The 14279-nt window shown below is 61.5% G+C and carries 14 protein-coding genes; 9 read left to right on the top strand and 5 right to left on the bottom strand.

Translation table 11 applies throughout. From position 1 onward, the window contains the following. Nucleotide 1: 1 nt before the first annotated feature. Together clpA and gloB are read right to left on the bottom strand one after the other, a co-directional pair. Nucleotides 2-2323, bottom strand: coding sequence for an ATP-dependent Clp protease ATP-binding subunit ClpA (gene clpA / locus VWY60_RS17805; protein WP_340546258.1), 2322 nt, complete (start codon nucleotides 2321-2323; stop codon nucleotides 2-4). 182 nt (nucleotides 2324-2505) lie between these two features. Next, nucleotides 2506-3279, bottom strand: coding sequence for a hydroxyacylglutathione hydrolase (gloB, locus tag VWY60_RS17800; RefSeq protein WP_416534987.1), 774 nt, complete (start codon nucleotides 3277-3279; stop codon nucleotides 2506-2508). A gap of 65 nt (nucleotides 3280-3344) precedes the next feature. Here gloB and VWY60_RS17795 point away from each other — a divergent pair, with 65 nt between their 5' ends. From VWY60_RS17795 to VWY60_RS17765, 7 genes are all read left to right on the top strand, one after another. Next, the gene (locus VWY60_RS17795) at nucleotides 3345-4091 is read left to right on the top strand and encodes a class I SAM-dependent methyltransferase (RefSeq protein WP_340546256.1); all 747 of its coding nucleotides are present in this window, start codon (nucleotides 3345-3347) and stop codon (nucleotides 4089-4091) included. A gap of 584 nt (nucleotides 4092-4675) precedes the next feature. Beyond that, nucleotides 4676-5236 (top strand): F0F1 ATP synthase subunit delta, encoded by a 561-nt coding sequence (locus tag VWY60_RS17790; protein ID WP_340546255.1) that lies wholly within the window; start codon nucleotides 4676-4678, stop codon nucleotides 5234-5236. Then, nucleotides 5237-6775, top strand: coding sequence for a F0F1 ATP synthase subunit alpha (gene atpA, locus VWY60_RS17785; protein WP_340546254.1), 1539 nt, complete (start codon nucleotides 5237-5239; stop codon nucleotides 6773-6775). A 14-nt stretch (nucleotides 6776-6789) separates the two neighbouring features. After that, the gene (locus VWY60_RS17780) at nucleotides 6790-7671 is read left to right on the top strand and encodes a F0F1 ATP synthase subunit gamma (protein ID WP_340546253.1); all 882 of its coding nucleotides are present in this window, start codon (nucleotides 6790-6792) and stop codon (nucleotides 7669-7671) included. A gap of 20 nt (nucleotides 7672-7691) precedes the next feature. Further along, the gene (gene atpD, locus VWY60_RS17775; RefSeq protein ID WP_340546252.1) at nucleotides 7692-9116 is read left to right on the top strand and encodes a F0F1 ATP synthase subunit beta; all 1425 of its coding nucleotides are present in this window, start codon (nucleotides 7692-7694) and stop codon (nucleotides 9114-9116) included. An 11-nt stretch (nucleotides 9117-9127) separates the two neighbouring features. Next, nucleotides 9128-9541, top strand: a complete 414-nt coding sequence (locus VWY60_RS17770) for a F0F1 ATP synthase subunit epsilon (RefSeq protein WP_340546251.1) — start codon at nucleotides 9128-9130, stop codon at nucleotides 9539-9541. Nucleotides 9542-9724: 183 nt separating this feature from the next. Then, on the top strand, nucleotides 9725-10075 hold the full coding sequence (locus VWY60_RS17765; protein WP_340546250.1) for an H-type lectin domain-containing protein: 351 nt from the start codon (nucleotides 9725-9727) through the stop codon (nucleotides 10073-10075). Here VWY60_RS17765 and VWY60_RS17760 read toward each other — a convergent pair. Together VWY60_RS17760 and VWY60_RS17755 are read right to left on the bottom strand one after the other, a co-directional pair. Then, nucleotides 10072-10440, bottom strand: coding sequence for a GFA family protein (locus VWY60_RS17760; protein ID WP_416541324.1), 369 nt, complete (start codon nucleotides 10438-10440; stop codon nucleotides 10072-10074). The two genes, VWY60_RS17765 and VWY60_RS17760, sit on opposite strands and share 4 nt — an antisense overlap. 148 nt (nucleotides 10441-10588) lie before the next feature. After that, nucleotides 10589-11608 carry a ribose-phosphate pyrophosphokinase gene (locus tag VWY60_RS17755; RefSeq protein WP_340546248.1) on the bottom strand — a complete coding sequence of 340 codons (1020 nt, stop codon included), beginning with the start codon at nucleotides 11606-11608 and terminating at the stop codon, nucleotides 10589-10591. Between the two features lie 215 nt (nucleotides 11609-11823). On the opposite strand from VWY60_RS17755, the gene VWY60_RS17750 reads away from it, so the two are divergent. Next, nucleotides 11824-12678 carry an alpha/beta fold hydrolase gene (locus VWY60_RS17750; RefSeq protein WP_416541313.1) on the top strand — a complete coding sequence of 285 codons (855 nt, stop codon included), beginning with the start codon at nucleotides 11824-11826 and terminating at the stop codon, nucleotides 12676-12678. 115 nt (nucleotides 12679-12793) lie between these two features. On the opposite strand, the gene VWY60_RS17745 is transcribed toward VWY60_RS17750, so the two are convergent. Further along, entirely contained in the window at nucleotides 12794-13222 is a 429-nt protein-coding gene (locus tag VWY60_RS17745) for a hypothetical protein (protein WP_340546247.1), read from the bottom strand. 92 nt (nucleotides 13223-13314) lie between these two features. On the opposite strand from VWY60_RS17745, the gene VWY60_RS17740 reads away from it, so the two are divergent. After that, nucleotides 13315-14217 (top strand): LysR family transcriptional regulator, encoded by a 903-nt coding sequence (locus VWY60_RS17740; RefSeq protein WP_416541312.1) that lies wholly within the window; start codon nucleotides 13315-13317, stop codon nucleotides 14215-14217. The last annotated feature ends 62 nt before the right edge of the window (nucleotides 14218-14279 follow it).

Raw genomic sequence — 14279 nt, 5'->3', positions numbered from 1 at the left:
GTTACTCGGCCGTAAGCAGCGGCGGCCTGTCCCCCGAGATGCGAGGCTTGGCCGGGCCTTCGATCCTGAGATCCAGTTTGCCATCCTTGATGCCGACCTTGACCAGGCCCCCCTTGGAGAGTTTGCCAAACAGCAGCTCTTCCGCCAGCGGTTTCTTGATGTGCTCCTGAATGACACGGCCCAGAGGACGCGCGCCCATGCGGTCGTCGTAGCCTTTGTCAGCCAGCCATTCTGCCGCCTTGCGGGTGAGTTCGATCGAGACATTGCGGTCCATCAGCTGGGCTTCCAGTTGCAGGACAAATTTCTCGACCACCTGCAGGATGACGTCCTTGGGCAGCGGTGCAAAGGAGATCACCGCGTCCAGACGGTTGCGGAACTCCGGGGTGAACGTGCGTTCGATGGCGGCTGTATCCTCGCCTTCGCGGCGGTCACGACCAAAGCCGATGGCGGCCTTTGCCTGCTCGGATGCGCCGGCATTCGAGGTCATGATCAGCACGACATTGCGGAAGTTCACGGTGCGGCCGTTGTGATCGGTCAGCTGGCCATTATCCATGACCTGCAACAGGATGTTGAACACATCCGGGTGCGCCTTCTCGATTTCATCCAGCAGCAGCACGCAGTGGGGATGCTGGTCAACACCATCGGTCAACAGCCCGCCCTGATCAAAACCGACATAGCCCGGAGGCGCGCCGATCAGGCGGGAAACCGCGTGTTTCTCCATGTATTCGGACATGTCAAACCGCAGAAGCTCCACACCCAGCGTATCGGCGAGCTGTTTGGCGACCTCTGTCTTGCCGACGCCGGTGGGGCCTGCAAAGAGATAGTTGCCGATGGGTTTTTCCGGTTCGCGCAGACCGGCACGGGCCAGTTTGATGGCGCTGGACAGCGCCTCGATCGCGTTGTCCTGACCAAAGACCACCCGTTTCAGCGAGCGCTCCAGATCCTTCAGCACCTCGGCGTCGTCCTTGGAGACGTTTTTGGGCGGGATGCGGGCGATCTTGGCGACAACCGCTTCGATCTCCTTCACACCGATGGTCTTGCGGCGTTTGCTTTCGACCACCAGATGCTGTGCGGCACCGGCCTCGTCGATGACGTCAATCGCCTTGTCCGGCAGTTTGCGATCATTGATGTAGCGGGCGGAGAGCTCCACCGCAGATTTGATCGCATCGCTGGTAAAGCGGATGCCGTGATGGTCCTCGAAATAGGGTTTCAGCCCTTTCAGGATCTCGATGGAATCCTCGACCGACGGTTCATTCACATCAATTTTCTGGAACCGGCGGGACAGCGCGCGGTCCTTCTCGAAATGCTGTCGGAACTCCTTGTAGGTGGTGGAGCCCATGGTGCGCAGCTTGCCGCCCTGAAGCGCGGGCTTCAGCAGGTTGGACGCGTCCATAGCCCCGCCGGAGGTGGCGCCAGCGCCGATCACCGTGTGGATTTCGTCAATGAACAGAACTGCATCGGGGTGATCTTCCAGCTCGGTAACGACGGCTTTCAGACGTTCCTCGAAATCGCCGCGGTAGCGGGTGCCCGCCAGCAGCGCGCCCATATCCAGCGAGTAGATGGTGGTTTCCGACAGAACCTCGGGCGTTTCACCGGCGACAATTTTGCGCGCCAGGCCTTCGGCGATGGCGGTCTTGCCAACGCCGGGATCGCCAACCAGAAGCGGGTTGTTCTTGCGGCGGCGGCACAGAACCTGGATGCAGCGCTCAACCTCGTGGCTGCGCCCGATCAGCGGGTCAATGTCGCCCTCGCGCGATTTTTCATTGAGATCGACGCAGTATTTCGCCAGCGCGCTCTCTTTCTTGTCGCCCTCGGTGGTGGGCTGGGGCTCTTCCTCGACTTCGGGGGAGCCGGTGACGGGCCGGGACTCACCAAAGGCCGGATCCTTGGCCACGCCATGGGCGATGAAATTCACCGCGTCATAGCGGGTCATGTCCTGATCCTGCAGGAAGTAGGCCGCGTCGCTCTCGCGCTCGGCGAAGATGGCGACCAGCACATTGGCGCCCGTCACCTCGGTCCGGCCGGAGCTTTGAACATGGATGGCGGCGCGCTGGATCACGCGCTGGAAGGCCGCGGTCGGTACCGCTTCGGAGCCGTCGATGTCGGTGACCAGATTGGCGAGATCCTCATCGACAAATTCGACAAGGGTTGCACGCAATTCGGTGAGGTCGACACTGCAGGCGCGCATGACGCGGGCCGCGTCCGGCTCATCCAGCAGGGCCAGAAGCAGATGCTCCAGGGTTGCGAATTCGTGACGCCGTTCGTTTGCCAGCGCAAGCGCGGCGTGAATGGCCTGTTCCAAAGTGCTCGAGAATGAAGGCACGGGCGTGCTCCTCTTGGTCTTGGGTTGGCGTTGAGGCTGTGGGACGGATGCCTAGCCTTCCACAGTCCAACCATGTCCTGATAGTATTAGAGTTTGGTTGATACGTGCCCGGCTTCAAGTTCTTTCTTGCAATTTCTTGTCACATTTCTCGTGACTGTGCCGTGAAACGGCAGCCGGGGCGGTTAAAACTTGTCCTTTCGCGCCCGGATTTCAGCAAAGACCTTGGTCGCCGGCGCCCCGCCCATGCCAAGGGCATCCTTGACGCTGTCGAGATGGGCCCGCAGGAACGGGTTGGTGTCCAGCTCCTCCTGCAGGCGTGACGGGACTGTTGGTCGCCCTTCTGCACGGTCCGCATCAATCGCGGCACAGCGCTGTTGCAGCGCCGGGTTGTCCGGGTCGATGGTGAGCGCGAAGCGGGCATTGGACTGGGTGTATTCATGGCCGGAATAGACCGTGGTGTCGCGGGGCAGGGCGGCGAGTTTCTGCAGGCTCTGCCACATCTGGTCGGCAGTCCCTTCAAACAGGCGGCCACATCCCAGCGCCATCAGGCTGTCGGCTGTGAAAACCGCTGAGGACGCCGGGAGGTGAAAGGCAATATGGCCGAGGGTATGGCCGGAGACATCCAGCACATGGACCTCCTCGCCGAGGCAGCTGAAGGTCTCTCCCTCGGCCACCGCCAGATCTAGATCCGGCAGGCGATGGGCATCGGCGCGCGCGCCGACGATCTGGCAGTCATAGGATGCACGCAGGTCGGCGACCCCGTCGATATGATCCCAGTGGTGGTGAGTCAGCAGGATCTGATCCAGCCCCCAGCCGCGCCTGTCTAGCTCCGACTTGATGGCCTCCGCTTCCGGCGCATCAACCAGCGCGGTCTGACCGGTGGCCGCATTGTGCAGCAAAAAGGCATAGTTGTCGGACAGGCAGGGCAGGGTGACGATTTCAAGGGGCATGGTCATTCGCTTCTCGATGGGTAAACTGACGGCGACTGGCCTCAGATTGGCCCAAGCAACGGACGCCCGCAATGCATGTTGATGTTCAGGATCTGAGGAATTTCTACTATCGCAGCACCCTGGGGCGGGCGGCGCAGGCGTCGATCCGCGGTCGGCTGCTGGAATTATGGCCCGAGGCGGCCGGGCTGACGGTCGCGGGGTTTGGGTTTGCGGCACCGCTGCTGCGCCCCTATCTGGCGGAGGCGCGGCGGGTGATTGCGCTGATGCCCGGGCCGCAGGGGGTGATGCAATGGCCGGCCGGGCTGCCCAATGTTTCGGTGCTCTGCGAAGAGACCTCCTGGCCGATTGAAACCGGGCATGTGGATCGGCTGGTGCTGCTGCACGGGCTGGAGACCTCGGACCGGCCGTCGCATCTGCTGGAGGAATGCTGGCGGGTGCTGGGACCGGGGGGGCGCGCCGTCTTTGTGGTGCCCAACCGTGCCGGTCTCTGGGCGCGCTCGGATGTGACCCCGTTTGGCTTTGGCCGCCCCTATACGCTGAGCCAGGTGGAAAATCAGCTGCGCCTGCATCAGTTCACCGTCGAGCGGCACTCAGCCGCGCTTTATCTGCCGCCCAGTCAGCGCCGCTTCTGGCTGAAGTCCGGGCCTTTGTTTGAGCGGATGGGGGATCGTCTTCCGGCGATGCTGGGGGGCGGTGCGTTTCTGGTGGAGGTCAGCAAGCAGGTGCATGTCCAGCGCGGCGAGATGACCCGCCTGCGCCGTCCCAACCCGATCCGGGTGCTGGAAGGGTTGTCCAATCCGATGCCCGAACCGGCGTGACGGGGGCGATTTCAGGGGCGGGCGGATGCGTCCGGGCGGTCGTCGATGTCGTTTGCGGCGTATGCACAGGGTGACGGCAGGTCGCCTGCAAACGACGCCGCGTCGCGGCGTCTGCGGGCTGGACAGGTGGCGCAAAATGGGGCGCGATGAGAGGCTATGAAATAGGCGGTTCTTAATCTTTGGCAGGTGGCGCAGGGTGACCTTGCGGAAGGCGGCTTCGGGTGCTCTGGTGCTTGATTCCCCGCATATGGTTCAAAATCGCGCTTTCAGTGCTCGTTTTCGACGGTTTGGAGGTTTTTTTGTCCTCAGGGCGTGATTTTTGCTGATTTGGAATCGCAAAATTGACGCCTAAAGTCGGTTTTTTTGACGCATGTTCTGTCGTTTCATCGAGTGTTATTGCCTAATCACTTGAAAACGCTTGAAACTTCCTTTTTTACCTCGCTGTCCAAGGCAGTTGATAGGTTGCCAACGCTCTGCTACATCCACGCTGATTTTGACGCCCCACCAGATTGTGGGGAGACCTCACGCCCCCGGACGCCACCTGCAAGGGTTAGCCAACCGGGGCCAATATCGGAAGGGTGGACGTGTCCGAACCAGCTTCGATCTCCGCAGGCATTGCCGCGCGCTATGCCACCGCGATCTTTGAGATCGCCGAAGAGAGCAAGGCGCTTGATAGCCTTGAAACCAGCATCAATGACCTGTCTGCCGCTCTGGCGGATAGTGAAGATCTCCGCGACCTGATCACGTCACCCCTGGTGTCGCGTCAGGAGCAGGGGGCTGCGATCACCGCAATTGCCAAGAAAATGGGCCTGGCCCCGGTTCTGGCAAATGCGCTGTCGCTGATGGCCGAAAAGCGCCGCCTGTTTGTGGTGCCTGCGCTGCTTGAGGCTCTGCGCGCACGCCTGGCCGAAACCCGTGGTGAGATTACCGCCGATGTCACATCGGCAAAGGCGCTGACCAAGACCCAGAGCGAAAAGCTGGCCAAGACACTGGCCGAACGCACCGGGAAAAAGGTCGTGATCAATGCAACCGTCGATGAAAGCATCATTGGCGGTCTTGTCGTTAAAGTGGGCTCGAAGATGATCGACAGCTCGATCCGCTCCAAGCTCAACTCCCTACAGAACGCAATGAAAGAGGTCGGATAAATGGGTATCCAAGCAGCAGAAATTTCTGCGATCCTGAAAGACCAGATCAAGAATTTTGGTCAAGAAGCCGAGGTGGCAGAAATTGGCCGCGTGCTGTCCGTTGGTGACGGTATTGCCCGCGTCTACGGTCTCGACAATGTCCAGGCCGGCGAGATGGTCGAATTCCCCGGCGGCATCATGGGCATGGCGCTGAACCTCGAATCCGACAACGTCGGTATCGTTATCTTCGGCTCCGACCGTGACATCAAAGAAGGTGACACCGTCAAGCGCACCAACTCCATCGTGGACGTTCCCGCTGGCCCCGAGCTCCTCGGCCGCGTAGTCGACGGTCTGGGCAACCCGCTGGACGGCAAGGGTCCGATCAACGCATCCGAGCGCAAGGTTGCCGACGTGAAGGCACCGGGCATCATCCCGCGTAAATCGGTTCACGAGCCGATGGCAACCGGCCTGAAATCGGTTGACGCGATGATCCCGATTGGCCGTGGCCAGCGAGAGCTGATCATTGGTGACCGTCAGACCGGTAAAACCGCCGTTGCGCTGGACGCCATCCTGAACCAGAAAGTCTACAACGACGCCGCTGGTGATGATGAATCCAAGAAACTGTACTGTGTTTACGTCGCGATCGGCCAGAAGCGCTCGACCGTGGCCCAGCTGGTGAAGAAGCTGGAAGAAACCGGTGCGATGGAATACTCGATCGTGGTTGCCGCAACCGCGTCCGAACCGGCTCCGATGCAGTTCCTGGCGCCTTACGCCGCGACCGCGATGGCCGAATACTTCCGCGACAGCGGCAAGCACGCGCTGATCGTTTATGATGACCTCTCCAAGCAGGCCGTGGCCTATCGCCAGATGTCGCTGCTGCTGCGTCGTCCGCCGGGCCGTGAAGCCTATCCTGGTGACGTTTTCTACCTGCACTCCCGCCTGCTGGAGCGTTCCGCGAAGCTGAACGAAGAATTCGGTGCCGGCTCGCTGACCGCGCTGCCCGTGATCGAAACCCAGGGCGGCGACGTGTCCGCGTTTATTCCGACCAACGTGATCTCGATCACCGACGGTCAGATCTTCCTGGAAACCGAACTGTTCTACCAGGGCATCCGTCCTGCTGTGAACACCGGTCTGTCGGTATCGCGTGTGGGCTCCTCGGCTCAGACCAATGCAATGAAATCCGTTGCTGGTCCGGTTAAGCTGGAACTGGCTCAGTACCGCGAAATGGCAGCCTTTGCACAGTTCGGCTCCGATCTGGACGCCGCGACCCAGCAGCTGCTGAATCGTGGTGCCCGCCTGACCGAGCTGATGAAACAGCCGCAGTACGCACCGCTGACCAACGCCGAGATCGTTTGTGTGATCTTTGCAGGTACCAACGGTTACCTCGACAAAGTCGACGTGAAAGCAGTCGGCCGTTACGAGGCTGGCCTGCTGGCGCATCTGCGCAGCAAGCACCAGGACCTGCTGGATTGGATCACCAACGAAGACCCGAAGATCAAGGGTGATGCAGCCGACAAGATCAAAGCAGCTCTGGACGCGTTCGCAGCTGACTTCGCTTAAGGGGGGATCAGGCGTTGCCTAACCTTAAAGACCTTAAAAACAGGATCGCGTCGGTCAAATCGACCCGCAAGATCACCAAGGCCATGCAGATGGTCGCGGCCGCAAAACTGCGCCGCGCCCAAGAGGCCGCCGAAGATGCACGTCCCTATGCCGAACGGTTCAATGCCGTTATGGCCGGGCTCGCCGCATCTGTCGGTGGCAGCGATTCTGCACCCAAACTGCTTGCCGGCACCGGTAGCGACCAGGTTCATCTCCTGGTCGTGCTGACCGCCGAACGCGGGCTGTGCGGGGGCTTCAATTCCAACATCGCCAAGCTGGCCCGGGTGGAAGCCCAGGCGCTGAAGGCGGCGGGTAAGACTGTCAAGATCCTGACAGTCGGCAAAAAAGGCCGGGACGCGATGAAGCGCGACCTTGGCGAATATTTTGTCGGCCACGTGGATCTGAGCGACGTCAAACGTGTTGGCTATGCCAATGCGCAGGACATCGCCAAGGACGTTCTGGCCCGCTTTGATGCCGGGGAATTCGACGTTGCGACGCTCTTTTATGCGCGGTTCGTGAACGTTGTGACCCAGGTGCCGACAGCCCAGCAGGTGATCCCGGCGTCGTTCGATGCCACGGAAGACGCGGCTGCGACCAGCTCTGCGGTTTATGACTACGAGCCCAGCGAAGAGGCCATTCTGGCCGACCTGCTGCCGCGCGGCGTCGCAACGCAGATCTTTGCAGCGCTGCTGGAAAACGGGGCCTCCGAACAGGGTGCCCGGATGAGCGCGATGGACAACGCGACCCGCAACGCGGGCGAGATGATCGACAAGCTGACCATCGAGTTCAACCGCTCGCGTCAGGCCGTGATCACCAACGAGCTGATTGAAATTATTTCGGGCGCCGAGGCGCTCTAAAAGAAAACCGGAGACGAAACATGGCAAATGCAAAAGGCAAGGTGACCCAGATCATCGGCGCCGTTGTGGACGTGCAATTCGACGGCCACCTGCCGGCGATCTTGAACGCGCTGACCACCGACAACAATGGTAAGACCCTGGTTCTGGAAGTTGCCCAGCACCTCGGTGAAAACACCGTCCGTACGATCGCGATGGACGCGACCGAAGGTCTGGTTCGCGGTCAGGCTGTTGCCGACACCGGCGCACCGATCTCGATCCCCGTCGGCAACGCGACCCTGGGCCGCATCCTGAACGTCGTGGGTGAGCCCGTGGACGAGCAGGGCCCGGTGAACGCAGCGGAGACCCGTTCGATCCACCAGCCCGCACCCGAGTTCAGCGACCAGTCCACCGAATCCGAAGTGCTGGTAACCGGCATCAAGGTGATCGACCTGCTGGCCCCCTACGCCAAGGGTGGTAAAATTGGTCTGTTCGGCGGCGCCGGCGTTGGCAAAACCGTTCTGATCATGGAACTGATCAACAACATCGCAAAAGTGCACTCGGGCTTCTCCGTGTTCGCCGGTGTTGGTGAGCGGACCCGTGAAGGCAACGACCTCTACCACGAGATGATCGAATCCAACGTTATCAAGCCCGATAACCTGGAAGAATCGCAGGTGGCCCTGGTTTACGGTCAGATGAACGAGCCTCCGGGTGCGCGTGCCCGTGTTGCTCTGACCGGTCTGACCTTGGCGGAACAGTTCCGTGACCAGTCGGGCACCGACGTTCTGTTCTTCGTGGACAACATCTTCCGCTTCACCCAGGCGGGTTCCGAGGTTTCGGCTCTGCTCGGCCGTATTCCTTCGGCTGTGGGCTACCAGCCGACGCTGGCCACCGACATGGGTGCGATGCAGGAACGCATTACCTCCACCAAGAACGGCTCGATCACCTCGATCCAGGCTGTGTATGTTCCCGCGGACGACCTTACCGACCCGGCACCGGCAACCACCTTTGCCCACCTGGACGCGACCACCGTTCTCAACCGTTCGATCTCGGAACTGGGTATCTACCCGGCTGTTGACCCGCTGGACTCCACATCGCGCCTGATGGACCCCTCCATCGTGGGCGAAGAGCATTATGCTGTGGCCTCCGACGTTCAGCAGATCCTTCAGCGCTACAAGTCGCTGCAGGACATCATCGCGATCCTCGGCATGGACGAACTGTCCGAAGAGGACAAGCTGACCGTGACCCGCGCGCGTAAGATCCAGCGCTTCCTGTCCCAGCCGTTCGACGTTGCAAAGGTCTTTACCGGCGCAGACGGCAAGCAGGTTCCGCTTGAGGACACGATCGCGTCGTTCAAAGCCGTTGTGGCTGGCGAATACGACCACCTGCCCGAAGGCGCCTTCTACATGGTTGGCGGCATCGACGAGGTGATCGCTAAAGCCGAGAAAATGGCTGCTGACGCGGCCTAAGGAGGGCCCTGATGGCTGATACGATGCAATTCGACCTCGTGAGCCCGGAGCGCCGCCTGGCGTCGCTCCCGGTGACCGCGGTAATGATCCCCGGCGCGGAAGGCGACATGACGGCTATGGCCAACCATGCGCCGACCATCACCACGCTGCGTCCGGGTGTCCTGCGGGTTGAAGGCCCGCAAGGCACATCGGAATATCTGGTCACCGGTGGCTTTGCTGAAATCGGCGCTGACGGTCTGTCTGTCCTTGCTGAAAAGGCAATCCCCATGGACCAGCTGACGCGCGCGCAATTGGACGAGCTGATTGAAGAGGCCCGCACGACCTACAAGACCGTGCAGGAAACCGATCAACCGCATGGTCTCGTTGAAGACGCGGCCAAGCTGCTCGCTGACATGGAAGCCCTGGGCACCCACATGAGCCTCTGATCCGTCAGAGCCATGGCAAAACACGGTAAACCGGCCCCTTGCGGGCCGGTTTTGTTTTTTGGCAGAGTTGCAGGACAGGCGGCGCACTCGCCCGCGCCCTGTGCACCAGGCTTTGCGCAGGTCGGGCGGTGCGCAGAGCGGGCAGGGAAGAGATCGGGCAGGGGTTCAGGGGGCGGAAACAGTATGAAACGTGTACAGAGCCCCCGCCTTGGGGTGGATCAGGGCGATATCGAGATCTTCTCGGAGTTCGAGAATGGCGGCAGCATGTGGACCGGAACCGGCCCGCGCGAACGCCGCCGTGAGGTGCGCTTTTCCGAGCCCTTTGCCGAGCTGCCTGCGGTGCATCTCTCCAGCTCGCTGGTGGACATCGATTCAGGGGCCGCCATCCGGGCGGAGCTGGTCGCCGAGAAGATCACCCACCAAGGATTTGACGTGGTGTTTCGCACCTGGAATGACAGCCGCGTCGCGCGGATCCGGGCCTCCTGGCTGGCGATCGGAACGCTGCCCTTTGCCGATGACTGGGACGTGCCCTAACTCAGGTCTCTGTCGCGGTCAAAACGGGTCAGACCCGGAAACGCGGGCAGCCAGCTCTCGCGGCGCAGGCACCAGCCTTCATAGCTTGGCAGCAGCCCGTCCGTGGTTTCGAGCGCACCCAGATGCAGCTCGATCTCATCGCCGCTTCGGGCAAAAACCGACGAGCCGCAGATACCACAGAAATGGCGGCCCCTGTAATGCTGCGGCCTGCCATCAACAGTGACAGCCGATGCCGGGAAAATCGCAGCCGCGTAGAACAACGCGCCATGGTGCTTGCGACAGTCGCTGCAATGGCAGATGCCAACCCGGAGCGGCGGACCGGAGGCGCTGATACGGATGGCGCCGCACAGGCAGCTGCCCCTGATGGTGCTGCATCCTCCTGCCTCCCCGCTTTAAGCCACGCGCCAAGCCTAGCGTGCTGGGCGGCGTGCCGTCGATACCGGCAAGACGAAAAACCCCACGCGCCGGGTTCCGGGCGTGGGGTCAAAGAGCTTGGCCGATTGGCGGCGCGGTTTAGCCGTTGCGCGACAGCGACTCGTAGATCGGAACCAGCGTCTTGTCCTCGAACAGAGAGGACACGGAGGTGCCGTGCCAGATATTGAGAATGGCCTGAGTGAACAAGGGCGCGGTCGGCAGGATGCGAATATTCGGCGCGCCAAGGACCGCTTCGGTCGGCTGAATGGTGTCGGTCAGCACCAGCGATTTCATCACCGAGTTTGTCACGCGCTCAACAGCCGGGCCGCTCATCACACCATGGGTGATATAGGCGTGGACCTCCTTGGCCCCATTGTCGAGCAGCACCTGCGCCGCCTTGCACAGGGTGCCGGCTGTGTCGCACATGTCGTCGATGATCAGGCAGATCTTGTCGGTGACATCGCCAATCACGGTCATTTCGGCGACCTCGCCGGCTTTCTCGCGGCGTTTGTCGACGATCGACAGAGGCGCGTTGATGCGCTTTGCCAGTTCACGGGCGCGGGCCACACCGCCGACGTCCGGTGACACGACCATGAGTTCGTCCATGCTGTCCTTGAACTGGTTTTTCACATCCAGAGCAAAAATCGGCGAAGCATAGAGGTTGTCGACGGGGATATCGAAGAAGCCCTGGATCTGGGCCGCGTGCAGGTCCATTGTCAGAACCCGTTCGATGCCCGCACCGGTCAGCATATTCGCCACCAGCTTGGCCGAGATCGGCGTGCGGGCCTTGGTGCGGCGGTCCTGGCGGGCATAGCCGAAATAGGGGATCACGGCGGTGATACGCTGGGCAGAGGAGCGGCGCAGGGCATCTGCGATGATCAAGAGCTCCATCAGGTTGTCATTGGCCGGGTTCGAGGTCGGCTGAATGATGAACATGTCCTCACCGCGGACGTTCTCATAAACCTCGACGAAGATTTCGCCGTCGTTGAACCGCTCGACTCGGGCATCTACGAGGCCCTGATCAACGCCGCGGTGCATCGACATGCGGCGGGTAATGGTTTCGGCAAGCGGAAGATTGGCGTTCCCAGCAATCAGCTTGGGTTCGTTCAAAGTCGGCATTGGCTGTTATCCCCAGGCAGCAATGGCAGTGTGACAGATTCGTGATGTTGAACCCCGCTTAGCATGGGCGTACCGTCGCGCCTAGATTTAATGCGGGAGAACAGGCCCATGGTGGCAAACGACAGGGCAGGGGAAACCTGCTGGAGTTGCGCAGAGGAGCAGCGAAGAAGGACCTTGGTTGACGGTGGCATCGCGACCGCAAAAGGGCAGTCATGATGGCGGAAATCTCGGCCGGGCTGGCGCAGCCCGTGGTCACCCATTCCTTTGGTCGCGGCAATCGGCAGGTTCTGGGGGTCCATTGCTCCCTTGCCCATTCTGGCGCCTGGCGTGGTCTGGCGACCATTCTGGAAGAACATGTGACGATCTCAAGTTTCGACATGCTGTCGCACGGGCGCAGTCCCGATTGGGACGGTGAGGGGCTTTTGCAACTGCGCAATGCCGAGGCCGGGCTGGCCCTGATCGAGTCGGAGAACCTTGCCAAGGACGGGCCGATTGACCTGCTGGGCCATTCCTTTGGTGCCACGGTGGCGCTGGCAATGGCGCAGATGCGGCCTGACCTGGTGCGCTCTCTGGTGATGATCGAACCTGTGTTTTTTTCGCTGGGGACAGCGACGACGACCGATCCCGAGGCGCTTGAGGCGCTGCGCCGGGACCACATGACCGTTCGCGAAACCTATCTCAACGGCGATGTGGAGCAGGCGACACGCCTGTTCAACCGGGCTTGGGGAGCAGGCCATCCGAAATGGCCAGATTTGCCCGAAAGCGCCCGCAGCGCCATGGTCCGCAGTTTTCCGGCGGTGATGGCCTGCGATACGCAGATCTACGACGATATGCTGGGCGTGCTGGAACCGGATAAGCTGGCGCTGCTGACGATGCCCTGTCTGCTGATTGATGGCGGCAAAAGCCAGCCCATCATGCATGAGGTCATTCGCGCTCTTGCCGCACGACTGCCGGAGGTGACCTGCCGAAGGGTCGAGGCGGCGGGACATATGCTGCCGATCACACATCCGGCCGAGACGGCGGCTCTGCTGCAAAGCTTCTGGCCCGACGTGGCGCTGGAGCAGGCCTAGGCCCTAGCCGATGCTGCACGGCCCCGAGGGGGCGTTCCCGTAGCAAGAACCCGAAGCGCGCCAGGAGGCGGCTTCGGGTTTTTCAGCTTGCGACGTCAGGGCGCGTGAGTTGGCCTCAGAGATCGGTCACCGTGGTGACGGTTTCGCGGAAATAGTCAATCTTGCCGTCCTTCTGGTGGGACAGGATGAAGGTCACGCTTTCCACCATACGATCCCGAACCGCGTAGTGATAGCGCTGCTGGAACCGGGTGTTATACCAGCCATCCCCCAGATCCTGTGATGTCAGATCCACGATTTTTGTTCCCTGAGGGAAAACTTCGGGGCCAAGCCGGGACAGGATCACGCCAAAGCCCTCGATATCGGTGGCCTGTTGCCAGCTGACGTCGACGCCATCGCTGTCGCGGTAATGGTCGATGCGAAAATCGATATCCGGCGCGATAAAGCCCATCAGGGCGGGGTCGCCTGCCTCGAACAGGCGCAGCAACTGCTCGATTTCGGGGGCGGTTGTGGCTTGGGGCGCGGGGGCGAGGGTGGTTGCGGACATGATGCTCTCCTGTTGAGTGGTGCCGACAGGATGGCAAAGATACCGACTATAGGGAATTGCTCTGGAGGCTATCCATGTTATAGTTTGAAGCTATGGATGATCTGACACCGCTACGATATTTTCGGGCTGCCTATGAAATGGGAACCTTCAGTGCTGCGGCACGGGCCTGCGAGGTGCGCCAGCCCTCGGTCTCGGCGGCAATTGCCCGACTTGAGCAACGGTATGGCGGCCCGGTGTTTCGGCGCGGCCGGGATGGTCTGACGCCAACCGCGCTCGGGCATGAACTCTATCAGCAGGCAGGTGGGGTGCTGGCGCAGATGAGCCAGCTTGAGGCGCGGCTAAAGGGGCATGTCGCGCAAACGGTAAGGGTGTTCTGCGCGCCCGACGTCTTGATGGCGGCATTTGAGGATGGGCTGGCCCGGATCCGGCGGGCGGAACCACAGGCGCAGTTTCAGTTTACCGAGGATCCCACGCAGGCGGATCTGCATTTTGCGGCTGAGAGCTGTCTGCCACGGGGCTGCGGTTTTCATCCGCTCTGGCAGGAGCGCTATGGTCTCGGTCTGCCCTCCGGGCATCCTCTGGTGGCAAAACCGCAGCTGACGCTGGCAGATCTTGCGGATGAGGCCCTGATTGCGCGCCCCTATTGCCCCAGCGCGGACCGGTATCTGGCTGAACTGGCGCGGGATGACGGCGGGACGGGGCTGCGGGTGGCGGCCAGCGCGATACATGATGCCCAGCTGATGGATCTGGTGGCTGCCGGTTTGGGAATGGCGCTGATGCCAATGTCCCATGGCGATGCTCACAGGGGCATTGTGCTGCGGGAGATTTCGGACGTCGACCCGGTAACGCGGGTGGTTGGTGTCGGCTATCGCAAAACAGGATTTGCCGACGCTATGGCGCGGCATTTCCTGAGCCGCCAGAGCTTCATGGGTGCTGGCGCCGGGGGTGGCAGCGCTCCGGGTGGCGGGCCCGCGATGACCGCCGAGCCGATGTGACCGGGAGCCGCCGGTGGGCGGCAAACCGGCGTCCCATTGGGAGGTGGCGGCCCAACCGCGAT

The organism is Phaeobacter sp. JH20_26, from assembly GCF_048056275.1.
Classification (GTDB): domain Bacteria; phylum Pseudomonadota; class Alphaproteobacteria; order Rhodobacterales; family Rhodobacteraceae; genus Phaeobacter; species Phaeobacter bryozoorum.
This window is presented reverse-complemented; position numbering and strand designations above follow the sequence as displayed.